Here is a 23,300-nt window from a genome sequence, read left to right on the forward strand (position 1 = left end):
AAGATGGTTTCATTTAAAAAACCGGATCTCGACTCATTCCAAGAGCGCATTCATATTGCGACTCTCTTTGTCACGTTTTGCTTTTTACTACTCATTACTCGACTGGTATGGTTGCAACTGGTTAGTCATGGCAAATATGCCTTGCTTGCAGAGAGTAATCGCATCGCCTTAGTTCCCGCACCAGCAAATCGTGGTCTTTTAATTGATCGCAATGGCATCGTCATTGGTAGAAATTACTCAGCTCTCACCCTGGATGTAAATGCGGAAGAAGTTAAAGGCAATGTTGATCAGCTAATCAATGATCTTTCTGAAATCATTGCAATCTCCCCTAGAGATCGCCGTAATTTCAAGCGATCCTTAGAAGATTCCCGGAATATGGGCACTTTTCCCCTGCGATCCATGCTCAATGAGACCGAAACAGCCCGTTTTATGGCCAATCGCTACCGTTTTCCTGGGGTCGAAATCCGTGCCAGAAGCTTTCGGGAGTACCCGTACAACGAATTAGCCTCCCACCTAATTGGCTATATTGGGCGCGTTTCTCAGCGCGACAAAGAGCGCATGCAGGCTGAAATTGAGGGCGCTAAAGCAGATGACCCCGATGCATTACAAGCCTCCTTCTTGCCCGGTATTCAGTATGTAGGAAAGATTGGTTTAGAGCAAAGTTATGAAACTGTTTTGCGCGGTGTGCCTGGATACGATCAAGTAGAAATTACTGCGGGCGGCAAACCAGTGCGAACACTTTCTAGTGCACCATCGGTGCCGGGCAAGAATGTGGTTCTCTCGGTGGATATCAAGTTGCAATATTTAGTAGAGCAACTGTATGGCAATTTTCGCGGTGCGTTTGTAGCGATTGAACCGGAGACGGGCGATGTATTGGCGTTTGTCTCTAAGCCTAACTTCAATCCAAACGACTTTGTTGAAGGTATTGATTCGGTTACCTGGAAAGAGCTCAATGACTCTCCGCAGAAGCCACTATATAACCGCCCACTCAAAGGCATCTACCCACCTGGATCAACTTACAAACCATTCATGGCGCTAGCTGCTTTAGAAAATAAAAAGCGCACCCCATCGCAATCCATTTCCGATCCTGGTTACTTTGATTTTGGTAATCACACCTTCCGCGATGATAAAAAAGGTGGTCACGGTATTGTCGATATGCAAAAGTCGATTGTTGAGTCTTGTGACACCTACTACTACATGCTTGCGCGCGATATGGGTGTAAATATGATGCATGACTTTATGAAGCCATTGGGTTTTGGCCAAATTACTGGAATTGATTTGCAAGGTGAGGCAAGAGGTGTTCTGCCATCTACCGAGTGGAAGAAAAATACTTTCAAAAAACCAGAGCAACAAAAATGGTACGAAGGTGAAACGATTTCCTTGGGCATTGGACAGGGCTATAACGCCTTCACTATTTTGCAATTGGCACATGCCATGGCTAACGTTGCCAACAATGGCATCGTCATGAAGCCGCATTTAGTAAAAGCCATTGAAGATCCATTTACACGTAATAGAGTTCTTACGACTCCAAAAGAAAGTTATCGCATTGATCTCAATGCTGAGAATATTGAAGTGATTAAGAAAGCCATGCTTGAAGTAAATATTTCAGGCACTTCAGCGGCGGCGTTTAAAGGAACTGGTTACCAAGTTGGCGGCAAGACCGGAACTGCCCAAGTCTTTAGTTTGAACTCAAAAGAATATAAGCATGGCTCAACCGCAGAGTTTTTACGCGACCATGCCTTGTACATTGCTTTTGCACCAGCGGAGAAGCCAACTATTGTGATTGCAATGGTTGTAGAGAATGCAGGCTTCGGTGCGCAATATGCTGCTCCAATTGCACGCAAAGCATTGGACTTCTACATAGAAGGCAAGTGGCCTAAGGAGATTCCTGAATGGAAAAGAGCCCCTTAATAAAAGTTAAAGGATTTTTCTTTGGTATCTTTGCTGGCTTAGACCGCCAGCTAGGCCTTATTTTGCTTGGCTTAGCGGCTGTTGGCTTTTTTACTTTTTTATCTGCCAGTCAAAATACACCTGTACAAATTGCAGATGAGTTACGCAATCTTGCGCTCTCATTTGTGGTGATGTGGCTTGTCTCACGCATTCCACCAAAGTGGTTGGAGATGGGTGCAGTTTGGATTTATGGATTTGGTGTTGCCCTTTTGATTGCAGTGGCTGCATTTGGATTAATTAAAAAAGGTGCGCGTCGTTGGCTCAATATTGGTATTGTGATTCAGCCATCTGAGATCATGAAGATTGCAATGCCACTCATGCTCGCCTGGTACTTTCAAAAGCGTGAGGGCATTCAAAAATCTTGGGACTATGGAGTTGCCGCAATCATCTTAGCAATTCCCGTGTTCTTAATTGCCCGCCAACCAGACTTGGGTACTGCGTTACTTGTTTTTGCCGCAGGGATGTATGTCATTATTTTGGCGGGGCTACCCTGGAAATGGATCCTGCCATTTGTAGGGCTAGGCGTTATTGGTATTTTGTTAATCATTATTTTCGGCGGCACTATTTGTGCACATGATGTGGTTTGGCCATTTGTTCACGACTATCAAAAGCATCGCATCTGCACTTTGCTTGATCCCACTAGCGATCCATTAGGAAAAGGTTTTCACACGATTCAATCGATGATTGCAATTGGTTCAGGTGGCTTCTTTGGCAAAGGCTGGTTCCAAGGAACTCAAGCGCACCTGGAATTCATTCCAGAAAAACATACCGACTTTGTGTTTGCTGTTTTTTCGGAAGAGTTTGGCTTATTGGGTAACCTGGTATTGCTAGCACTTTTCTTTGCATTGATTAAGCGGGGTCTTACTATCTCCGCAAGTGCTCCAAACTTATTCACACGATTACTCGGCGCAGCGGTCACCTTAATTTTCTTTACCTATGCATTTGTGAACATCGGCATGGTGAGCGGCCTATTACCAGTTGTTGGTGTCCCACTGCCATTCATTAGCTACGGTGGCACTGCGCTTGTAACTTTAGGCTTTGGGGCTGGAATACTCATGAGTATTCATCGTCATCGTCGATTAGTGCAAAGCTAACGCAAAGAGGTGCTGTGTTTTTGTTTGTTTAGATTCTTGAGGAAATAAAAAAGCCCGGCATGCCGGGCTTTTTTATCAACAAAGGAAGAATTACTTCTTACGCTTGTTAACTGAATCTTTAAATGCCTTACCAGCAGAAAACTTAACAGTTTTTGCTGCAGCAATTTTGAGTGGCTCGCCAGTTTTTGGGTTACGACCCATACGTGCAGCGCGTTTGCCAGAAGCAAAAGTACCAAAGCCGATCAGTTGTACTGAGTCACCTTTAGTAACAGCTTTAATGATTGTCTCGATAGCAGAATTCAATGCAAATTCTGCTTTGGCTTTAGAGATCTCCGCGTCGTCAGCAATCGCTGCGATTAGTTCGGCTTTGTTCAAGTGAAGCTCCTTATAGATATTGATGTCAGCGCACATTACGCTTACATGATTTTAACCACAAAAAATTACAAAAATAAAGTTGCGTTACAGCAATTTTTTACTACGACTACAAATTACTCATCCAAAACGGTGATATCAGAAACAAAGTACTCGGTATCTCCAAAACAGGTAGTTGGCAAACCAATGTGCTGCTCATACTTTAGGGCAACCTTTTTGCCTAAATTAGCATTAATTTTTTGCGCCACAGCATCTTCACGCACCGTAAAGAGGAATTTTTCAGACATCGTGCCTGGCATGGAAACCATCGCTAGTTCACCTTCCCAGGTTTTGCATATGTAGCCACGATTAGAGAATTTCTGCACATATCCTGCGCGCTCTCCACTTCCATAGCTCCAAGTGAGCATCCCCCATGTATAGACCGAAATACCTACTAACCCAATTAAAACAAGGCTTAAGAGCCACTTTATAAAGCTATTCATCAGAATTTCCTTGGTAAATCTACACACAAACCCTAAGCGGGTCCTGATATCTTCTGTAAGCAGTATATGGGCATCCCACTAGAAGAAATAGTCTATTTAGCGGCGACATCCAAATTAAAATACAGACAATTACCTCACTTAGACAAAACCCATGGAAATTCGCCACATCATCTTTTTTATTTTTGTAGCATCAGCGGTCTATGTTTATTTCAGGGGCAAGGTTCGTTTTGGGGCCGTTAGATCTCTTACCGACTACCAAGTGCTTTTGGCACCCGTAAATACGCTTTTATATTTGTTTTCAAAAGTAAAACCCGGCGCCTTTATTCCAGTAAGTCAATTTCCCGAGATGAAGCCTATTCAAGATAACTGGGAAATGATTCGTCAGGAAGCGCTTTCTTTGCAGGAAGGTGGCTCGATTGCAGCGGCCACCGGATATAACGATATTGGCTTTAACTCCTTCTTTCGCACTGGCTGGAAACGTTTTCACCTCTGCTGGTATGGAAAAGAGGTGCCGTCTGCCCTAGCAAAATGCCCTAAAACGGTTGCCCTGCTTAAATCCATTCCCTCTGTTAAAGCCGCCATGTTCGCCTCGCTACCGCCTGGGGCAACGCTTGTGCGGCATCGCGACCCCTATGCGGGCTCCCTGCGCTATCACATTGGACTGGTGACGCCCAACGATCCAAAATGCTTTATCGATGTGGATGGGGAGCGTTATTTCTGGAAAGACGGCGAAGCAGTCATGTTTGATGAAACTTACATTCACTTCGCCGCCAATGAAACAGACCAGCAAAGAATCATTTTATTTTGCGACGTAGAGCGTCCAGTTCACACTAAGGTGGTTGAGCTATTCAATCGTTGGTTTGGAAGATATGTCATGAGTGCCGCCTCATCTCAAAACGTTGAAGGGGAAAAAGTAGGCTTTGTAAATGTTCTATTTACTTATTTCTATCATCTGCGCGCACAAGCCAAAAAGTTAAAAGCAAAACATCGCTCCATTTATTACGTAGGCAAATGGGTTCTCATTCTGGGAATTTTGTGGGCTATTTTTTGGTAAATCTAAAGTTGGGCTTTAGGGGCTTAACAGCTGAGCAATTTGCTCGGGGCTGATAGACCCCCAAATTTCCACTCGTTTCTTGCGGCTATTTTGACCAGAAACAAATTGAATCTGTTTTTGAGGCACCCTTAATTGCTTAGAAAGCCACGCCAGTAAGAGCTCATTGGCCTTGTTTTCAAGGGCTGGCGCCTGCAGAGAAATTTTTAAGCAGCCATCATGTAGGCCAACGACTTTAGTCACCTTTGCGCCTGGTTGGCAATGCAAATTTAAGATAATTCCGGCGGGGGTTTGTTTTAACCAAATAGGCGTCATTAAAGTACTTTAAACTGAAAGCATGACGATGAAGAATTCTCAAGCTTTAGAACAGCTATTTGCCAATAATCGTGCCTGGGCCGAAAGCATGGTGGCAAAGGATGCCAACTTCTTTAAGCGCCTTGTTTCGCAGCAGGCCCCTGAATATCTTTGGATCGGCTGCTCAGATAGCCGAGTGCCGGCAAATGACATTGTGAATCTTCTGCCTGGTGAATTATTTGTGCATCGAAATGTTGCAAACGTAGTTGTTCACACTGATTTAAATTGCTTATCTGTAATTCAGTTTGCTATTGATCTACTTAAAGTTAAACATATATTGGTAGTAGGGCACTACGGATGCTCTGGTGTACATGCCGCTTTAGCTGATAAACGGGTTGGCTTAGCCGACAATTGGTTGCGTCATGTAAAGGACGTACACCAAAAACACGAGCGTTATTTGGGCGATATGCTTCCAACTCCCAAACGTCAAGATCGACTGTGCGAACTTAATGTCATTGAACAGGTTGTTAATGTATGTGAGACAACCATCGTGCAAGATGCGTGGGCACGAGGACAAGATTTGACTGTGCACGGATGGGCCTATCGCCTTGAGACTGGTTTAGTGAATGACTTAGGCATGTCCAGCAAATCTATTGAAGAAATGACAGAGCGCTATGCCAAATCCGTAAAGCGTTACGAATCAGAACAAAACTAATTTGCTCAAATCCATTTCCAATCAAGCAAGCGTCGTCCTACTTAGAATTCTTGCCCTTCTGCCGTATAGGCTGTTAGTCGCAATTGGTTACGGCCTTGGATACATTGCCGCTCGTATTCCCAGCGACAGAAATCGCGTGGTCAAAACAAATCTTCAGTTGTGCTTTCCTAATTTAAGCGCGGCTGAAATTGATGCGCTTGCTAAGGAGCATTGGCGCTTGCTGGGACGTAGCTTGGTTGAGAAAAGCATCATCTGGTGTGGCAGCTCTAAACAACTGAGCAATATGATTGAGGTGAAATCAGCAGTCGATCTTTCTAGTAAAAAACCACGCATTCTCGTCAATATGCATTTCACGGGAATTGAGGGCAGCATTATTTTGAGCGCCCTCTCTAGAGAAAAGCACTGGCCACGGACCTCAGGATTTTTTCAACGAATGAAAAATCCATTCTTTAACAAAAAGATTGTGGACTGGCGTAACCGTTTTGGGGGCAACTCTATTGATCGACAAGGTAATGCCAAAGCCATCATTCGAGAAATACGCAATGGGGACTTCATCATCATTGCGCCCGATATTGACCTGGGTCTTAAAGATTCTGAATTTGTCCCTTTTTTTGGAATTCAAACCAATACCATCACTACCATCTCCCGTTTAGCCAAAATTACTGGCGCCGATGTTTGCATGATGACCACCACATTGAAGGCCGATGAATCAGGCTATCTTTGTGAAATTGGCGCTCCATTAGAAAACTTTCCGGGGGCGGATTCCAAATCAGATACTGCTCGCCTGAATCAATATTTTGAAGCTGAAATTCGACTGCGGCCGGCTGAGTACTACTGGGTTCATAAACGCTTTAAAAACCGCCCCGATAACGGTCCAAGCCCCTATAACCCTTCTAAATAAAGGGCGTTTGTCCTATCATTAAGGAATGACCGAACGTATTGGGCTCTTTGCCGATCTCCACAGTAATTTAGAAGCCTTTGAGGCATGCATGGCTCGTGCCGAGGAGCTTGGGGTAACGCGGATGGTTTTCTTAGGCGATCTCGTAGGTTATAACGCTGACCCAGCGGCAATTATTGATCGTATCTCTACCCTGGTTGAAAATAAAAAAGCGATTGCTATCCTAGGCAATCATGATGAAGCTGTTTTTAAAGATAGTCGCGATCAAATGAATGCTAGCGCTAACGCTGCTATTGAATGGACTAAGTCTCAACTAAAAAATAGTCATGTAGATTTCCTAAAAAATCTACCCCTCATTATTCAAGAAGAAAAAATCTGCTTTGTACATGCTTCTGCACATAATCCTGCTGACTGGAATTACATCACTGACAGTATGAGTGCGTGGCGCTGCGTACAAAACTCTGGCAAGAATTACACCTTTGTTGGACATGCACATGAGCAGGCCCTTTTTTATCAAAGCGCAGTTGGAAAACTCATTCGCTTTGCCCCGCATCCTGGTGAAGAAATTCCAGTACTCCATCATCGGCAATGGGTGGGCGTTGTAGGCTCACTTGGTCAACCTAGAGATGGCAACCCCGAAGCTTGCTTTGCAGTATTTGAACCTAGCTCTGAAGTTCTCACATTTCATCGCGTACCCTATGATCACTTTACTGCTGCAGATAAAGTGCGTCGTGCCGGCCTGCCAGAAGACCTGGCAAATCGCCTCATTACCGGCAAGTAAACTCGATGCCAATTAACAAAGACATTGAAGCAGTAGACGACATATTTCAAGAGGGCAAAGTAGTAGATGGCTTTGTCTTAGGCAAGGAGGTGCATCGCGGAGGTATGGCCAGCCTGTTTTCTGCCACCAAAGAAGGTGTCGATGTACCCATTCTGCTAAAGATACCGCGCGTAGGTAGAGATCAGCCTGTAGAAAGCTTGATCGGCTTTGAAACTGAACTGACGATCTTGCGCTCACTTAAAAGTCCCTATGTTCCTAAATATTTAGGCTCTGGCAATATGGCTACGCGCCCATATATTGCAATGGAAAGAGTTGAAGGTCGTCCACTAGAGGATTACATTAAAGAAGGTAAAGTATTTACGATTGATGAAGTGGTGCGTATTGGCGCAGACCTAGCGCAAGCCGTTCAATCTCTACACTCACAAGATGCTATCCACTTAGATATCAAGCCTGAAAATATATTGCTCGATGACCAAGGCAAACTAACCCTCATTGATTTTGGTTTATCGCACCATGCTCGATATCCCGACTTGCTTGCAGAAGCAATGCGTAAAGGGGTTGGATCTGCGCCATATATTTCTCCAGAGCAAGTGGCTGGGATACGGTCTGATTCACGTAGCGATATTTTCTCTATCGGCGCGATCATGTATGAATTGCTCACTGGCGAACTGCCGTTTGGCAACCCGCAAACCATGAGTGGTCTGCGAAGACGGATGTGGGCCGAACCATTCCCCCTGCGCGCTATTCGCAAAGAAATCCCCCGCTGGTTACAAGAGGTAGTTCTTAGATGTCTAGAGCCAAGGGCTGCAGACCGCTATCAAAGTGCTGCACGCCTACGACAAGTATTAAGAGATCCGGAGGGTGTTACGCTCACTGAACGTGCTGATCGAGTTGAGCCGCCTAGTTTTTGGCAAAACCTTAAGGGCATGTTTAAGGCTGCGGGCTACGAACCCTCACCAAGCCCTCGCCCCAGCATGGGCAATTTTGATGCGCCACTGATGATTGCTGCGATTGATACGCGCCAGTCAGATGAAGATCTTCGCGAACGCATGCAAAGCACTGCAAAAAATTTATTGCAGGCTTATCCTGAAAGTCGCCTAATTTGTATAAGCACCATCAGTAGCACGCCAACTTTTGAAGGCAACCAAGAAAATGAAACCGCCAGTGGAATTGTGCGCGGCCATTTAGTGCAATTGATGGATTGGGCAAAACCACTGAAGTTGCCACCTGAAAGAATTTCTTATCACGTACTAGAGGCCCTTGATCCCGCCTCGCGTATTGTTGAATTCGCCAAGGACAATGATGCGTCCCTAATTCTGATTGGGGCATCGCATAAGTTACCTAATAAGGTAACGCCCTGGAGAACCTCGATGACCAAGATTGTCGAAGAGGCTCCCTGTAGTGTTCACATTGTTCGCACTTAAAGTTTATTCAGGAAAACGGGGCAGGCGCTCGGCGCCGGCTGGTATCTGATGCCTGGCCATATTCATCTCCATGGCCAAAAAGGTGTAATACCCTGCAATCCCCGCTAAATCGATCGCGCCTTTTTTGCCAAAACGCTTCTCTGTTTTTGCAAATGTAGCATCTGAAACGCGTTTATACCTTTGCAGTTCAGTAGTGAAATCGTAGACTATCGCTTCATCTTCGCTCATGCCTTCGGGTCTTCTACCTTCTTTTAGGGCCTGAGCAATTGCCGGCTTTAATCCAGCTTTAATGGCGATTGGATAATGAACATACCACTCATAATCTTGCGTCCACTCACGCGCAGTAATCAGAATTGCAAACTCACTCAAGAGGCTATCGAATGCGGAGTTATAGCGCAGATAATCACCCATTGCGCGGGCATTATTCATCAGCTGTGGGCTGTACATCAACATAGCAAAAGGTCCCCAGGGGGCCTTTTTGCGTGCGGCCTCAAATTCCTTTGCAGCGTTTTTCTGCTCTATTGTGTATTGATCTACTGGAATTTCTGGAAGCCGTGTTTGCGCAAACACGGCTTGACTAAATACTAGCGTTGCGATGAACAACAAATACATTTGATTTCTTTTCATTGGGGTCTCCAGATTCAAAAATTTTTTCATTTTCTCTTGTCGTTGATCCAAGATTACCTCGGGCTCTTGTGCCTCAATCCAATTGTCGCGATTAAGGGCGCTAGTTAACTGTTTTTGGTCAAGCTCGCCGGTCTAGCCTGCAACAATAATCGTGGCCAAACCAATGACAACAGCTTTAAGTACTTGAATATAAAGGATTTTATAGAGTAGTGGCTTTTTAAAGTCTTAGTCATTAGGGCTTCCTTTATTGAGTCACGCGCTAGCAAATCGGCTACTGCTGAAATGAGATAGTACCTCGATCCTACTGGTACTCATGGATGCCCGATAATGCAGGCATGGAAGAAAAAGTACGCGTCTCAAAATTACTCTCTGAGCTAGGTCTTTGCTCACGTCGCGAAGCAGACTCATATATTGAGCAAGGCTTAGTGACTGTAGATGGTGAGGTAGTGAATGAATTGGGCACGCGCGCGTTCCGTCATCAAAAGATTGAGCTGCAATCTGGCGCGAAAGTACAACAAGCATCTCGCATCACCGTTATCCTCAATAAGCCCGTTGGTTACATCTCTCACTATGACGATGAACAAGAATACCAACCAGCGGCTTCTTTAATTACTCCTGAAAACTACTTTGCCAGCCCGCTGGACAAAGGCAGAAATCCACGCTTCAATACAAAAGGTCTAGCACCTGCAGGAAGACTAGACATTGACTCTACAGGTATGCTGGTACTCACTCAAGATGGTCGTATTGCCAAATTATTAATTGGTGAAAACAGTCCTATAGAAAAAGAGTATTTAGTACGCGTTGAGGGATTGCTTTCATTTGAAGACTTAGACCGCTTGCGTCATGGTCTATCGCTTGATGGAGTGGAGCTCAAGCCTGCACAAGTCAGCTGGCAAAATGAAGATCAGCTTCGCTTTGTACTGCGCGAGGGACGCAAACGTCAGATTCGTCGAATGTGTGAGATGGTAGGCCTCAAAGTGATAGGGCTCAAACGCGTCAGAATGGGTCGCATCTCTTTAGGCCCCTTACCTCCAGGCAAATGGCGCTATGTAAGGCCCGAAGAGCAGTTCTGAAGGGCTTTGCGCGCTTATAATTGCGTCCGAACATAGATTAATCAACGCAGAATTACCATCGAAACTCCTAACTCCAGCACTCCAGGCGCAGAAGTACTTAGACGTCGCAGCTTTGCCATCATCTCTCACCCGGATGCAGGCAAAACCACGCTTACAGAAAAACTATTGCTTTATGCGGGAGCGATTCAAATTGCGGGAAGCGTTAAGGCCCGTAAAGCGAGTCGTCATGCAACATCTGACTGGATGGAAATTGAAAAGCAACGGGGCATCTCGGTAGCAAGCTCGGTGATGCAGATGGAATACCGTGATTGCATTATTAACTTGCTAGATACCCCTGGCCACCAGGACTTCTCCGAAGATACCTATCGAGTATTGACAGCGGTTGACTCTGCTCTCATGGTGATTGATGCTGCTAACGGCGTTGAATCTCAAACCTTACGCCTCCTAGAAGTTTGTCGTGCACGCAATACACCTATCGTGACCTTCATCAACAAGATGGACCGCGAGGTTAAGCCCCCCATGGAGCTCATGGATGAAATTGAAACTGCACTTGGCATAGAAGTGGTTCCTTTCACTTGGCCGGTTGGCATGGGCAAATCTTTTGCTGGTGTGATCGATATCGCCAACTCTCGTATGCGTATGTTCAAAGCAGGCGAAGACCGAGTTACCGAAGATTCTCATGCGGTGGTTGATGTCAATGACCCAGCTCTTAAGGAGCGCCTTGGTACCGACCTAGAAAACGCTATAGCTGAAGTAGCATTAATTAAAGATGCGATGCCAGCATTTGATCTCGAAGCCTTCTTGGCTGGACGTCAGTCGCCAGTTTTCTTTGGCTCAGCGATCAATAACTTTGGTGTGCGCGAGATTCTCAATACATTGGTTGAGCTTGCGCCATCTCCAGGCTCTCGCAAAGCGTTGCAGCGAGAAGTAAGTCCTGCAGAAAATAAATTCTCTGCAGTAGTGTTCAAGATTCAGGCAAATATGGATCCAGCACATCGCGATCGCGTTGCCTTTTTGCGCATCTGCTCCGGACACTTTCAGCGCGGCATGAAACTCAAGATTTGTCGTAATGGCAAAGAGGTGCGCACGAATAATGCACTCTCTTTCCTTTCACAACGACGCGATATTTTGGATGAAGCCTTCCCGGGCGACATCATTGGTTTGCCAAATCATGGTCTGCTACGTCTTGGTGATACGCTGACTGAGGGTGAGCAATTGCAATTTACTGGCTTGCCATTCTTTGCTCCAGAAATTTTTCGCATGGTTGAGTCTGCCGATCCGCTGCGCTCAAAACAATTACGCACTGGACTCATGCAATTAGGTGAAGAGGGTGCAATTCAGGTCTTTCGGCCAATGTCAGGCGGCACCATGCTGCTCGGTGCATTTGGCCAACTTCAATTTGAAGTAGTAAGCCATCGCCTTCAGACTGAATATGGCGCAGAGGTACGTCTATTGCCTGCCCGCTATAGCCTGGCCCGCTGGGTTAGCTCAGATGATCCCGTGGCACTGAAAAAATTTACACAAGAAAATATCCACCGCATGGCTGAAGACGTTGTGGGTGCATCCGTCTTCTTGGCGTCCCACAAATCAGAACTCGATGTTGCTCAACAACGCTGGGAATCTATTCAATTCCACGCCCTCAGAGAGCACGCTGGCTTAATCTACCAATCAGATTTAGCGGGCTAATCAACGCATTGTTTTGCAATCAAAGACAGCGACTAGCTGGGTGTCACTGCTCCTGAATGACGCTACTTTGCCGTACTGCGCACAATAATTACTGGCTTTCTGAGTTAATTGTTGAAGCGATTCGCCACTACTATTTAAAAAGTAACGTGATTTGAATCTGACGCATCGGTATATACCGCAGCACATCCCCATAACAAAGAAATACAAGCAATACTCAATGCAGACAATATTAATCGAGCAATCATCAAAGATCTTTCGTAAGTAATTTAGGGTTCATTCGGTCTTAATTTTTTTATAAGCGTTACAGTCAATTTGCTAGCGAGAGGTTTGTACACCAAAATACCGACGATCGCTACCGGATAGGCTACCAACCATACCCCAAACCAAACCCAAAGAAAGTCTTCTGCAAAGCCGATGCGTGCAAATGTAGTAGCAAATGTAATCGTTGCAGACATTAAGAAGCCCATTAGCAGAGCAAAAACGAAGTTCGGTAAATTGGTCATGAATACATCATATCTTCTGGGCTGGTTAACTGTTATTCTGGACTGTGATCACTATTGTGCGCCCTAGACAGGGGAATCTCTTATGCAGTCTTTGAGATTCATCATTCCATTACTCTAGGAAAACTCCATGGCTGTAGGCCAAAATCAAAGAACCAGAAAAAACGACTCTATGCTCACTAAAACAGGCAAGGCACGCTTAGGCCCCCTGAACACAGCACAACTTACCAAGCTATTAGAAGCAAGCACCAAACCCAAAGAAAAAGGCAAAATTTTACGGGCACTCAGCAAACATTCAACTGTTGTCAAATAATTAAAAGGCCCCGTCAATCAAATGAGCGGGGCTTTTTATTTTCATTGTCAGTTAAAAGCCTAAGCTCTTTTTACCAACATTCTCTTTCCGAGGATGACAGTAGACACGACCAATACAGCAAAGATTAAATTCATCAAGGTGAGCGAATCGCCAAGTAAAACGCTCGCTGCCACAAGCGTACAAAAAGGCTGTATCAACTGCACCTGGCTTACTCTTGCAATGCCGCCAACTGCAAGGCCTTCATACCAAAAGAAGAACCCAAGGAACATCGGGAATAAGCTCAGATAAATAAAGCTAGTCCAAGCCACCGCTCCAGCATCGATGTACTCTGAGCTATATGTGAGCCAAGCCATCAAAATATTCAAAGGTAATGAAATCACCAAGGCCCAAGAAATGACGGCGCGAGGATTCATCTTTCTGGAGAGTTCACCGCCCTCTACATAACCAATACAAGCACTGATCCCGCCAAGGACTAGCAGGCCGTCAATGTAAGTAAAACTTCCAGAGCTCTTAAGCAAGGCGTATAGAACAACTAAGCCAGCACCTAATAGAGATACCAGCCAGAACCCTAGTGAAGGACGCTCTTTAAAGCGTAGGACTCCAATCACGGTTGTGGCTAGCGGCATCATTCCCAGAATTACTGCGCCATGGGAGGATGAGCCGTGGGCCATTGCAACAGTAGTAAAGATAGGAAACCCAAATACCACCCCTAATGCTATGACCACGAATTTCACAAAATCAACTTTGCTAGGTGTGGCTTCTTTTTTATAAACAAGATAGGCGAGCGCTACCAACCCCGCTAAAGTCGCCCTACCAAAAGCAATGAAATAAGGGTTAAAGCTTAAGACGGCAATCTTGCTAACTGGCAGCGTTAAGCTAAAAATGAGGATGCCGATAAAGCCAATCAGCATGCCTTTGCTTTCTCTATTCACTATCGCCCTTTATTTAATGTTGGATTGATTGTATTAACAATCTTTAAGAGGTGGGTTGTAATATGTCAGCACTTCTTATGAAATTGAACGCTCATATTCAAGCTATCTATCTTGCGCCTGCCGCGGGGGCACAGATGCAAACCATTGGCCAAGCTAGAGTCAATGCTGGCTCAGGCATTGAGGGCGACCGTTATGCCCTGGGTATGGGTGCATATTCAGCCATTGAACCTATAAAGGTTCGCCATATCAGCCTAATTGCCCTATCCGGCATTGAGACTGCAAATGAGTGGTTAAAAGCGGGTGATGAGCCTACTTTTGATGCGGCCGAAACACGCCGCAATGTCGTGCTTGAAGGGATCACAGCAACCGAACTGAATAAGCTAGTAGGTCAGCAATTTCAGTTGGGTAGCCTGCAGCTTTTGGGAACAGAGCTCTGCACTCCCTGTGAAAGGCCTGCACAACTGCTGAGTAGACCTAGCTTCATGGAGGCATTTGAAGGGCGCGGCGGCATTCGAGCTGAAGTTCTCAATTCTGGAATGCTTGCTGTTGGCGACAAACTCCTTCTAGAGAATGTGAAATGACATGATTGAATACCGCGATAACGCGACCATAACAGCTGAGGAAGCGATAGATCTCTACAGGCGCTCCACGCTTGGAGAACGTCGCCCTATTCACAATATTCAAACTTTTGAAGCCATGCTCAAGAATGCAAATCTCACTATTACCGCCTGGAATGGCCAGAAGCTGGTGGGAATTTCCCGCTCACTCACTGACTTTGCTTATGTAGCCTATCTTGCGGATTTAGCAGTTGATCAACAATATCAACGCTCGGGTATTGGCAAGCAGCTGATTGAAGAAACCAAAGTACGACTTGGCTCGGAATGCATGATTGTGCTTTTAGCAGCGCCCAAGGCTAATGAATACTATGAGCACATTGGGTTTGAACACAACCCGCGCGCCTGGACTCTTAAAAAGTAATTAAGTCTTTATCATTGACGCATGACTATTACTCGATTTTGTTTGGTTCGGCACGGCGAGACTGACTGGAATGCCGCGCGCCGCCTACAGGGCCATACCGATATTGACCTTAATGCCAGAGGCTTCGCTCAAGCCAAACAAATGGCGCGTGCTCTCCAAAAAATTGATCTTCAATTTGATGTCTTGTATACCAGCGATCTACAGCGCGCAGCTAAGACCGCACAGGCAATCGAAGCGTTATTCAAAACATCCGCAATCAGTAATGCTTCACTAAGAGAGCGGCATCTCGGCGCACTACAAGGGTTAACGACCGATGAAGCACCAATCCGTGAGCCAGAGCTCTGGCAATCCCATCTCAGCAGAAATATTAATGAGAACTTGCGTGACGGTGAAAGCATTCAGAGGTTTGCAGATCGCATTCAATCTGCACTAGAACAAATTCGATTGCAGCACTTAGGCAAAACCATTTTGTTGGTTAGCCATGGTGGAGCATTAGATATGATGTACAGGATTGCGAGCAAACAGCCTCTGGATGCCGCAAAAGCTGTTGCAGTACCCAACGCCTCGCTAAACTGGATCAGTCATGATGGGCTGACGTGGACGGTTGATGCGTGGGCAGACACAAGTCACCTTGAAAGTTTGGCACTAGATAATCTAGACCTCTAGAGTTTATGATGATGCAATGAGACCTATTTATGTCATTGCAATCGCCCTCTTGATTGCGCTTTCGATGCCTTATGCGGCACAGGCAACAAGCGACATCCCAGATCAACTGCCAGATCGCATCGTTGGGGATATTGGTGCAGCCGTTTATACGTCTAACTTACATATTGGCACTGAAGGCACTCAATCCTTAGTCCTGCCCTACGCTTTTTTTGACTACCAACGCTTCTTTGCTCGCATAGATGAAGTGGGCATTAAGACCTTCAAGATGGGCTATGGTTATTTTGAAGTCATCGGCAAAATTAATTTAGACACCTACAAAGTAAAGTCCTCTATCAATGGCAATTCGATTAACCGTAGCGATCCAATTCCTCTAGGGCTTGGAACTTTTCAAGAGACGCCCATCGGCGGCTTTTTTGTAAATGCATATCATGACTTTGGAAAATCCAAAGGCGCCCTCTATGAATTTTTGTACTTCGCCGAAATTGAAACTTACAAGAAAATAGTGGTCTACCCCCAAATCGGTGTAGAACGGCAGTCGAGTCAATATGCTAATTATTACTATGGCATCAGTTCTGGAGAATCCAGCCTGACAGGCTATGCAGCCTATAGCGCCCCGGCAACAAATAATCTTTTAGCAGGCTTAATGGTGGAGATTCCAGTGGTGGATAACTGGTACATCAATATATATGGCAAGCGCAAATGGATGGGTGGCGGCATCAACAACAGCCCCGTTATGAATCGCTCATTTCAAGATAATATTTTTATGGCTCTAGCGTATCGCTTTAAGTAGGCAACAATAATTTATGCTGATGTGTCCTTAAAAAGACATTGCCAGAATGGCAAGGCCTGAGATCAACATTACCAATTCCATCAGCAACAAAAATTTCTTCTCGGGTAATGCTAAGACAATTTTTTTGGAGAAGATGGAACCAACCAAAACACAGCTTCCAATAAGAAGTCCTTGAATTAGGGCCATTGTATTTAAAAAACCTAACTGGTGAAATGTCACGCCTTTGGTAATCAGGATTGATAAAGTACTGGCTGCCTCTGTACCCAAAAAAGCGCCCTTAGTTAAGCCATAAGCCAAAAAGAATGGGGTATTAATCGCGCCTGTAGTGGCAACAATGCCCGTTAAATACCCAATGACCGCACCAACCAAAGCCATCTGCCAAAGCTTCAAGTAAAAATTCTTTTTTCGCATCCAGCGACGAATAGGGATCAATGCTATTAAAAATATTCCTAAGGTAACTTCAATTAATCGCTCATCAAGCTGTACCAAAGTATTTACGCCCAATACTGTGAATGGCATTGCTGTCAGGCTATAGACAAAACAAACCCTCCAGCGAATTACGCTCCACCACAAAAATATACGAGAGAGATTCGCTACGGTGGCAACTAAAGCAATGACAGGAATAGCCTGAATAGGCCCATAAAAATAGACCAGTGCAGGCATCAAGATAACGGTGGTACCAAAACCAATAACGCCGCCCAATACGCCGGCGCCCAAGCCCAAAACACCAAGGACGCAGGCCTGAAGAATTAGATCAGACACGCAAGCTCATTTTGCATTTAAGGTTAGAACTAATTTATAGAGCGAGGACATATAAAGCCCAAGCCAAGTTCAAAACAGCCAAGCTAATAAGTGTTCCAAAAGTAAATTTCATACCCAATACACGTTTATTGAAATTAGGCGGTGGCTCATTAATTCCTCTGGCATGAATTAAGCGCCCAATGATGAGAGTTAGGCCCGGAATGGCAACTAACCACCAAGGCGCGCCATTCAACTCAAGGCAGGCAATCAAAATAAGACCAAATGGAACATATTCAGCAAAGTTACCCTGGGCCCGAATGGCCCTCTCTAAATCATCATGCCCTCCGTTACCCAGGCCAACCTTATTTTTTCTTCTTAAGCCAATAACGGCAAAAGACAGCTTTATAAAGATCAAGGTTAGGATTGCTGCGATGATTGAAGTAATTAGTAGCATGCATTTCTCCTTAGATAACTTCCAACACCTTGCTTAAGGAATCGCCTTCGAAGTTTGGTTTTTCGCCAATTTCTTCAAAAGGATGTCCCAGACGATTTACCCAAAATACATCGAATCCATACCATTTAGCCGCTAGTGCATCCCAGGCATTACTAGAAACAAATAGGATCTCTTCCTTTTTCACGGGAAATGCTTTTAATAAAAGCTCATAAGCTTGTGGAGCAGTTTTAAATAATCGCACATCTTCGATAGTAACAACCTTGTCTAAGTAAGGCTTTAAGCCATTACTCTCAACTACCGTAGCTAACATCTCTCTACTACCATTAGATAAAATCGCCGTTGCAATTCCCTTATCTTTAATGGTCTTAAGAACATGTAAGCTGTCTTCAAACCCAATAAGTTTGGCGTACTGATCCATAAGCCGCTTTTCAGATTCAACTGTGAGATTTAAAGCCATCCTCTTACAGACATAACGTAGCGACCGAATTGTTAATTCCCAAAACGGAAGATAGTGCCTACTTCCTCCAGGACTCGGATCGCTCATCGTTACCAAGCGAGTGTATTCAATTTGGCGATCGCGCCACATCAAAGCAAAAGCTTGTCCATGACCCGGAAAAAGTTCTTCTGCCAACTGGCCCATGGAATACACATCAAATAACGTTCCATAGGCATCAAAGGCTATGAGCTTATACATTTTGTTTCCTGTTTTTTAGTAACACCATAGCTTGGCTTATAAAATAAGATTGGGGCCTATTTCTGGGCGACTGGAACGGGGCTGCGGATTGTGATTGGCGGTTGACTGAAGCAACCCTCTGCTGGATTCAAAATAATTTAATTTTTTCACGCTTCTATTTTGCTCCTAAGATAAATAGCGAATTTAGTTTAACTGACTGGTGCGGATCGCAATCGACCAAGGGCTAGAGAGCCAATCTAAGCATCGAAATGAAAAAACCACCCGAAGGTGGTTTTGGTATTTCTTGATAGCTCCGAATGAAATCGAGTCCTAGCTTATTTCTTGTCAAAGTCCTTGCTCTGCAAAAAATGATAGTTCTGCAACTTTCTTGCTTCATCCATTCGCATGCCTTCTCGGATGTTTTTCCTGACAATATTTTCCCTGGCCGTAATTTCTTCCGCATAGGTCAAAACTTGCTCCTGCATTTGACTGGGGACAACGACGACGCCATCAGGATCGCCACAAATTAGATCGCCGGGCATCACATTCACGCCACCAATCTGAATGGGAACCTGCAAACCGGCCAGCTGGATGCGACCCTTGCCAGTTCTCATCCAATACCCAGAACTAAAGATGGGGTAATTTAATTGACGACATAAAGAGACATCTCGATTGATGCCATCGATTACTGTTCCCGCCACTTTCCTTTGGTGCGCCATCTCTGTGAGGATGTTTCCCCACGTAGTCACATCATCTCGCCCACGATTATCGATCGCGATCACGCTACCCGGTGGAACATCATCAATGTACTCGCCAACATTACCATCCTCATCAAAATTTGCTGGGCGGTATAGCACTGTATAGGCATGGCCAACCATGCGAAAGTTTGGATCGCAGGCTGAAATTTTGTAGCACTGGCCGGGAATTCCTGATCGATCGAGAGCATCACTAATAGCGGCACAATCAAGCTTCTTGGCCCTATCAATAAACTGATTCGCCATCTTCATAAGCGATTACCTTTTTTAAATTTAATCAACCGTAATATTTGCGGTCTTGATGACCTTCGACCAGTACTGAATATCCTTGCGCACCACAGAATCAAGTTGAGCTGAATTCATGTAACGCAATTCAACGCCTGATTTTTCAAGCGCCGACTTCACTTGTGGGTTTTGCAAGCTCACTCGAGCCGCATCATTTAGAGCTGAGACTATGTCGGGAGGAGTTGCGCTCGGAGCAAATATCCCGATCCAAGCCTCTAATTCAAAACCTGGGAAGCCGGCCTCTGCAGAGGTTGGAACATCAGGCATTTGCGGAATCCGCTTTTTGGCAGCAACGGCCAATGCCTTCATCTTTCCCTGCTGAACAAATTGCATCAAAGAAGGCGGGGTAGCAACCGTCATCTGCACGTTCCCAGCAATGACATCCAACATAGCTGGGCCAGCTCCACGATAGGGAACATGAGTGATGCTCAAATGGTTTTGTTGTTTAAAGAGCTCCATGCCGATATGAGGAACAGAGCCATTACCTGAGGTTGCGTAATTTAATTTTGTCGGATTAGCCTTAGCGTATGCCACTAGCTCTTGCAAAGTATTTACTGGCACCGAAGGATTCACCGCTAAGACATGCGGGGAGACTACTAGCATGCTTACTGGTGAAAAGTCTCTAATGGGATCCCATGCAAGATTTGCATACATGGAGGGATTGCCCACATGGAACATGGAATATCCCAAAAGTAATGTGTAGCCATCTGCGGGTGATTTAGCAACTGCAGTAGCGGCGATATTTCCACCGGCGCCAGCTTTATTTTCCACAACAATGGGTTGCCCTAAAATTTTGCTCATCTCAGGCACGATCATTCTGGCAACTGCATCTAGGATTCCTCCGGGAGGAACGGGTACAACCAAAGTAATTGGCTTATCCGGATATGCTGCCGATACATGCATTGAAATTACAGCCAGCCCAATCAGCAAAAGCTTATTTAATTTCATTTTTTGTCTCATTTTTATAATTTATAAATTCCTGTTAAAGGAAATCTTGCTACCCACTACCATTCTTAGTTGTATTGTTTTGTATCAACTTTCGGAATGTGAATACAGCATATATCAAATTACGAATTTCATCAGCGTATTGATTAATCGGGGAAATTTTCTAAGGCATGCCAACCAAAGCTAAGCAGGGGAAGCATATCTTTAGCAAAGCCCGTGATCTCCTTAATTAACTCTTTTGAACAAACCGTAGATCGGGTTAGCGGCCTTCTGATAATCCAACCCTTCAGCTTCATTGCCCTCTCGACCTCTGGCGGCACATTATTGAAGCCTCTCGGTATGCGCGCTAATGTATGTGAATAATCTAGCTCATAGCCTTTTCGTTTTAATGCTTTTTCTAAAGCAATCCATGCTTTTGGATTTTCTAGAATGCCCTGTCTAAGCCTTTTCAGGATATGAGTCTCGGGCTGTAAATAGCCTGCTGCACACCTGCTCCCCAAGGGATCTAAACGAAAATACAGGACGCCCGGTGAATGCTTATCGCCGGTGCGAGTAAATAGACCGCTGGCATGCATGTTATATGGATGTTTTGCTTTTGAAAAACGGGCATCTCTATTAATTCTAAATAGAGATCTTTTGGGATCGCCCCACAGCGGAATCTGCTCCTTAGCAAGATTTTCAGATAGCGCCTCTGTAAAGGACTTCATGGGTTCACGCACAAATTCTTCATACTCAGAACGGTGTTCTGCAAACCAGACTCTATTTTGATTGCCGGTTAACTCTTCAAAGAATTTGAAGGCTTTCGGACTAAACCCAGAATGATTAATCTTTGTCGGCATATTGCATCTCGCCGTTACCAAACGACCAATTTTCTTTACTAACTTCAAGCAAATTGATGAAGATATCTTGCGGCCTAATTTGAAGGCCTTGCACTAAACCATCACAAATTGCTTTATACAAATTCTTTTTAAGCTCTGTAGATCTACCAAAGCTGATGGTTGCCTGGATAAAAATGAGCCCATCCGAATAGTCAATCCCTAAATAGCTTTTAGGAACATTGAGCCCCGTTGAATCATGCCTAGTAATTATCTGAAACTTGTCATCCTCAGGAACGTTGATTTGCTCTCGCATCACGTTATAAACAATATCTCCGACTTGTCGAGCAAAGTCTTCAGAGTATTTTTTGCTTAAATCAATTCTGACTAATGGCATTGCTATTCCCCCTATTTAGACCCATCTTATACATATTCATTTAATTGCACCCATGTTGAGTAAGCGCCAAATTTAAAACCACCCGAAGGTGGTTTTACTGGTCCTTAATAACTCTAAGGCAAAAGGCTGGGCGTTAGGGGTAGCTACGGACCTATTAATCGCCTCAGCTTTAACGCAAAAGCGGTATTGTCATCAAACCCCTTGAAGAGTTGTGCCCCAGGCCCAATGGCTGCTACTGTAATAGGTGCTGGGGTATGCCCAGAGCTTCCCCAATAAAAACCAGTTTGTCTTGCAATTGCCAAGGCAAGGATGTTAGATGGCAAGTAATTCGAATTGGGATTCAGCTGCCCTTGGCTCAGAATTTTTTCCCGCAAGTCATCCTCCAAAACAAGGCCAGGAAAATTATCTTGTAACAAAGCATTCAAATAGGCATTCAAGTCAGAATTGCTAGTTGTTTGCATCGCCTTGGCTTTGAGCTTTTGTGAGAACTCATTGAGCGACATCGTGTAGCGTTCAATTAGCTTAAGCTGTTCGAGCTTCACATTCAAATAGTTTGCACTTCCTGCGGGCCCTAAATTTTTACGGCCATAAGTAGGCGAAAAGCCACCCGTCTCATGATCTCCAGTAACGATTACCAGGGTATCTGGGTTTTGCTTTTGAAACTCTAGCGCAACTTTTACTGCATCGTCAAAAGCCCAAAGGTCCCGCATTAAAGCGGCGACATCATTTTGGTGGCCTGCAGAATCTGTATTTTCATTCTCAACAAACAATACAAATCCTTTGTTTTTAGCTTTCTTAGAATCCTGATTAAGAACTTGGAGTGCCCCTGTCATCATCTGCGATAAAGTTGGCGTCTCTTGGGGATTGCGATCAATTTCATAATCCAAATCTTCTTCGGCAAATAGGCCTAAAAGCTTAGATGACTTGATTTGATTTAGTTGCTCTGGTGTATTGATGTATTGATAACCTTTTGCTTGAAAGGCTTCAATGATGTTCTTGCCGTCTTGACGTTTGCCACCAGCAAGTGCGTTTGGTAGGAAATAGTTTGAGCCTCCACCCATTAAGACCTCTGGAGCCAGCTCTAGGTACTGATTCACGATCAATTCATTATCGCGTCTAGATTTGGCATGAACACTAAAAGCTGCAGGGCTGGCATCATAGATTGGCGCAGTGCTGAGTAGTCCAATTCTCTTGCCCCTGTCTTTGGCTACCCTCATAATTGTAGGGGGCGTATTGCCGTTTGGGGTGATTGATATGGCACCATTATTTACTTTATAGCCAGTAGACATAGCAGAGGCGGCAGCGGCCGAATCGGTTACAAAGTAATTTGCCGATTCTGTTTTCATCAACTGATACTGCCCCCTTGCCATTACGACATCGGTTACGGCAAATGATTGTTGTCGCAGTAGCGCGCTGGAATAACGACCAAACTCGTATTGACTACTGGTAGTGCCATCCGCAAACAAAATAATGATATTTTTGGGGGTTGAATTGGCGGGTGCCGCCCCATTTCCATGGCTGTGTTGGGCAAGCGCGAAATTGGAAATGGCAATTCCACATATAACAAAACAGGCGTAAGTAAGCGTTCTTAATTTATTCATAACGCAAC

Annotated in this window: 27 protein-coding genes; 13 read left to right on the forward strand and 14 right to left on the reverse strand. The window is 44.8% G+C overall.

From position 1 onward, the window contains the following. The first annotated feature begins 3 nt into the window (after positions 1–3). Both mrdA and rodA read left to right on the forward strand, forming a co-directional pair. A complete protein-coding gene (gene mrdA, locus AOC21_RS09870; protein WP_215391804.1) occupies positions 4–1,911 on the forward strand; it encodes a penicillin-binding protein 2 in 1,908 nt (635 codons plus the stop codon). Further along, positions 1,893–3,044 (forward strand): rod shape-determining protein RodA, encoded by a 1,152-nt coding sequence (gene rodA, locus AOC21_RS09875; protein ID WP_215391805.1) that lies wholly within the window; start codon positions 1,893–1,895, stop codon positions 3,042–3,044. Before mrdA ends, rodA begins: the two co-directional genes overlap by 19 nt. 90 nt (positions 3,045–3,134) lie before the next feature. Here rodA and AOC21_RS09880 read toward each other — a convergent pair whose 3' ends face one another. After that, a complete protein-coding gene (locus AOC21_RS09880) occupies positions 3,135–3,455 on the reverse strand; it encodes an HU family DNA-binding protein (protein WP_150114176.1) in 321 nt (106 codons plus the stop codon). 77 nt (positions 3,456–3,532) lie between these two features. Further along, positions 3,533–3,898 carry a hypothetical protein gene (locus tag AOC21_RS09885; protein WP_215360481.1) on the reverse strand — a complete coding sequence of 122 codons (366 nt, stop codon included), beginning with the start codon at positions 3,896–3,898 and terminating at the stop codon, positions 3,533–3,535. 157 nt (positions 3,899–4,055) lie between these two features. Here AOC21_RS09885 and AOC21_RS09890 point away from each other — a divergent pair, with 157 nt between their 5' ends. After that, complete coding sequence (locus tag AOC21_RS09890) at positions 4,056–4,952, forward strand: aspartyl/asparaginyl beta-hydroxylase domain-containing protein (protein WP_215392811.1); 897 nt, start codon at positions 4,056–4,058, stop codon at positions 4,950–4,952. Between the two features lie 15 nt (positions 4,953–4,967). Here the strand turns inward: AOC21_RS09890 and AOC21_RS09895 are convergent, their stop codons facing one another. Then, positions 4,968–5,264 (reverse strand): DUF167 domain-containing protein, encoded by a 297-nt coding sequence (locus AOC21_RS09895; protein ID WP_256437819.1) that lies wholly within the window; start codon positions 5,262–5,264, stop codon positions 4,968–4,970. A 22-nt stretch (positions 5,265–5,286) separates the two neighbouring features. Between AOC21_RS09895 and can the strand changes: the two genes are divergently transcribed. Genes can through AOC21_RS09915 form a run of 4 tightly spaced genes read left to right on the forward strand, consistent with a single transcriptional unit; the run spans position 5,287 to position 9,061 of the window. Then, the gene (can, locus tag AOC21_RS09900; RefSeq protein WP_215391807.1) at positions 5,287–5,958 is read left to right on the forward strand and encodes a carbonate dehydratase; all 672 of its coding nucleotides are present in this window, start codon (positions 5,287–5,289) and stop codon (positions 5,956–5,958) included. Position 5,959: 1 nt separating this feature from the next. Then, positions 5,960–6,859: a lipid A biosynthesis acyltransferase gene (locus tag AOC21_RS09905; protein WP_215391808.1), complete on the forward strand. Its 900-nt coding sequence runs from the start codon at positions 5,960–5,962 to the stop codon at positions 6,857–6,859. A gap of 25 nt (positions 6,860–6,884) precedes the next feature. After that, entirely contained in the window at positions 6,885–7,637 is a 753-nt protein-coding gene (locus AOC21_RS09910; RefSeq protein WP_215391809.1) for a metallophosphoesterase, read from the forward strand. A 5-nt stretch (positions 7,638–7,642) separates the two neighbouring features. Continuing rightward, the gene (locus tag AOC21_RS09915) at positions 7,643–9,061 is read left to right on the forward strand and encodes a protein kinase (protein ID WP_215391810.1); all 1,419 of its coding nucleotides are present in this window, start codon (positions 7,643–7,645) and stop codon (positions 9,059–9,061) included. A gap of 3 nt (positions 9,062–9,064) precedes the next feature. Here AOC21_RS09915 and AOC21_RS09920 read toward each other — a convergent pair whose 3' ends face one another. Then, entirely contained in the window at positions 9,065–9,688 is a 624-nt protein-coding gene (locus tag AOC21_RS09920; protein WP_251371505.1) for a carboxymuconolactone decarboxylase family protein, read from the reverse strand. A 335-nt stretch (positions 9,689–10,023) separates the two neighbouring features. Between AOC21_RS09920 and AOC21_RS09925 the strand changes: the two genes are divergently transcribed. Beyond that, the gene (locus AOC21_RS09925; protein WP_215392813.1) at positions 10,024–10,761 is read left to right on the forward strand and encodes a pseudouridine synthase; all 738 of its coding nucleotides are present in this window, start codon (positions 10,024–10,026) and stop codon (positions 10,759–10,761) included. Between the two features lie 57 nt (positions 10,762–10,818). Continuing rightward, entirely contained in the window at positions 10,819–12,447 is a 1,629-nt protein-coding gene (locus AOC21_RS09930) for a peptide chain release factor 3 (protein ID WP_215392814.1), read from the forward strand. Between the two features lie 266 nt (positions 12,448–12,713). On the opposite strand, the gene AOC21_RS09935 is transcribed toward AOC21_RS09930, so the two are convergent. Both AOC21_RS09935 and AOC21_RS09940 read right to left on the reverse strand, forming a co-directional pair. After that, positions 12,714–12,950, reverse strand: a complete 237-nt coding sequence (locus tag AOC21_RS09935) for a DUF2798 domain-containing protein (protein ID WP_215391811.1) — start codon at positions 12,948–12,950, stop codon at positions 12,714–12,716. Positions 12,951–13,319: 369 nt separating this feature from the next. Beyond that, positions 13,320–14,192: a DMT family transporter gene (locus AOC21_RS09940; RefSeq protein WP_251371506.1), complete on the reverse strand. Its 873-nt coding sequence runs from the start codon at positions 14,190–14,192 to the stop codon at positions 13,320–13,322. A gap of 62 nt (positions 14,193–14,254) precedes the next feature. On the opposite strand from AOC21_RS09940, the gene AOC21_RS09945 reads away from it, so the two are divergent. From AOC21_RS09945 to AOC21_RS09960, 4 genes are read left to right on the forward strand one after another with little or no spacing between them, the layout of a single operon-like run. Next, positions 14,255–14,773, forward strand: a complete 519-nt coding sequence (locus tag AOC21_RS09945; RefSeq protein ID WP_251371507.1) for an MOSC domain-containing protein — start codon at positions 14,255–14,257, stop codon at positions 14,771–14,773. Position 14,774: 1 nt separating this feature from the next. Next, complete coding sequence (locus tag AOC21_RS09950) at positions 14,775–15,170, forward strand: GNAT family N-acetyltransferase (protein WP_215391812.1); 396 nt, start codon at positions 14,775–14,777, stop codon at positions 15,168–15,170. Between the two features lie 21 nt (positions 15,171–15,191). Beyond that, positions 15,192–15,836, forward strand: coding sequence for a histidine phosphatase family protein (locus AOC21_RS09955; RefSeq protein WP_215391813.1), 645 nt, complete (start codon positions 15,192–15,194; stop codon positions 15,834–15,836). Positions 15,837–15,852: 16 nt separating this feature from the next. Then, entirely contained in the window at positions 15,853–16,626 is a 774-nt protein-coding gene (locus tag AOC21_RS09960; protein WP_215391814.1) for a MipA/OmpV family protein, read from the forward strand. Positions 16,627–16,653: 27 nt separating this feature from the next. Here the strand turns inward: AOC21_RS09960 and AOC21_RS09965 are convergent, their stop codons facing one another. The 8 genes from AOC21_RS09965 to AOC21_RS10000 form a co-directional block, all read right to left on the reverse strand. Continuing rightward, on the reverse strand, positions 16,654–17,388 hold the full coding sequence (locus AOC21_RS09965; RefSeq protein WP_215391815.1) for a sulfite exporter TauE/SafE family protein: 735 nt from the start codon (positions 17,386–17,388) through the stop codon (positions 16,654–16,656). A gap of 34 nt (positions 17,389–17,422) precedes the next feature. Beyond that, the gene (locus AOC21_RS09970; protein ID WP_215391816.1) at positions 17,423–17,821 is read right to left on the reverse strand and encodes an MAPEG family protein; all 399 of its coding nucleotides are present in this window, start codon (positions 17,819–17,821) and stop codon (positions 17,423–17,425) included. Between the two features lie 10 nt (positions 17,822–17,831). Next, positions 17,832–18,515 (reverse strand): haloacid dehalogenase type II, encoded by a 684-nt coding sequence (locus tag AOC21_RS09975; RefSeq protein ID WP_215391817.1) that lies wholly within the window; start codon positions 18,513–18,515, stop codon positions 17,832–17,834. A gap of 314 nt (positions 18,516–18,829) precedes the next feature. Next, positions 18,830–19,495 (reverse strand): RraA family protein, encoded by a 666-nt coding sequence (locus AOC21_RS09980; protein ID WP_215391818.1) that lies wholly within the window; start codon positions 19,493–19,495, stop codon positions 18,830–18,832. A gap of 27 nt (positions 19,496–19,522) precedes the next feature. After that, complete coding sequence (locus AOC21_RS09985) at positions 19,523–20,482, reverse strand: tripartite tricarboxylate transporter substrate binding protein (protein ID WP_215391819.1); 960 nt, start codon at positions 20,480–20,482, stop codon at positions 19,523–19,525. 143 nt (positions 20,483–20,625) lie between these two features. Beyond that, on the reverse strand, positions 20,626–21,318 hold the full coding sequence (locus AOC21_RS09990; RefSeq protein WP_215391820.1) for a DUF2461 domain-containing protein: 693 nt from the start codon (positions 21,316–21,318) through the stop codon (positions 20,626–20,628). After that, on the reverse strand, positions 21,302–21,691 hold the full coding sequence (locus AOC21_RS09995; protein WP_215391821.1) for a tautomerase family protein: 390 nt from the start codon (positions 21,689–21,691) through the stop codon (positions 21,302–21,304). The genes AOC21_RS09990 and AOC21_RS09995 overlap by 17 nt, the downstream gene beginning before the upstream one ends. A gap of 143 nt (positions 21,692–21,834) precedes the next feature. Then, positions 21,835–23,292 (reverse strand): alkaline phosphatase, encoded by a 1,458-nt coding sequence (locus AOC21_RS10000; RefSeq protein ID WP_215391822.1) that lies wholly within the window; start codon positions 23,290–23,292, stop codon positions 21,835–21,837. Between the last annotated feature and the right edge of the window lie 8 nt (positions 23,293–23,300).

The sequence above is a fragment of the Polynucleobacter sp. VK25 genome (assembly GCF_018687355.1).
In the GTDB taxonomy this organism is placed as follows: domain Bacteria; phylum Pseudomonadota; class Gammaproteobacteria; order Burkholderiales; family Burkholderiaceae; genus Polynucleobacter.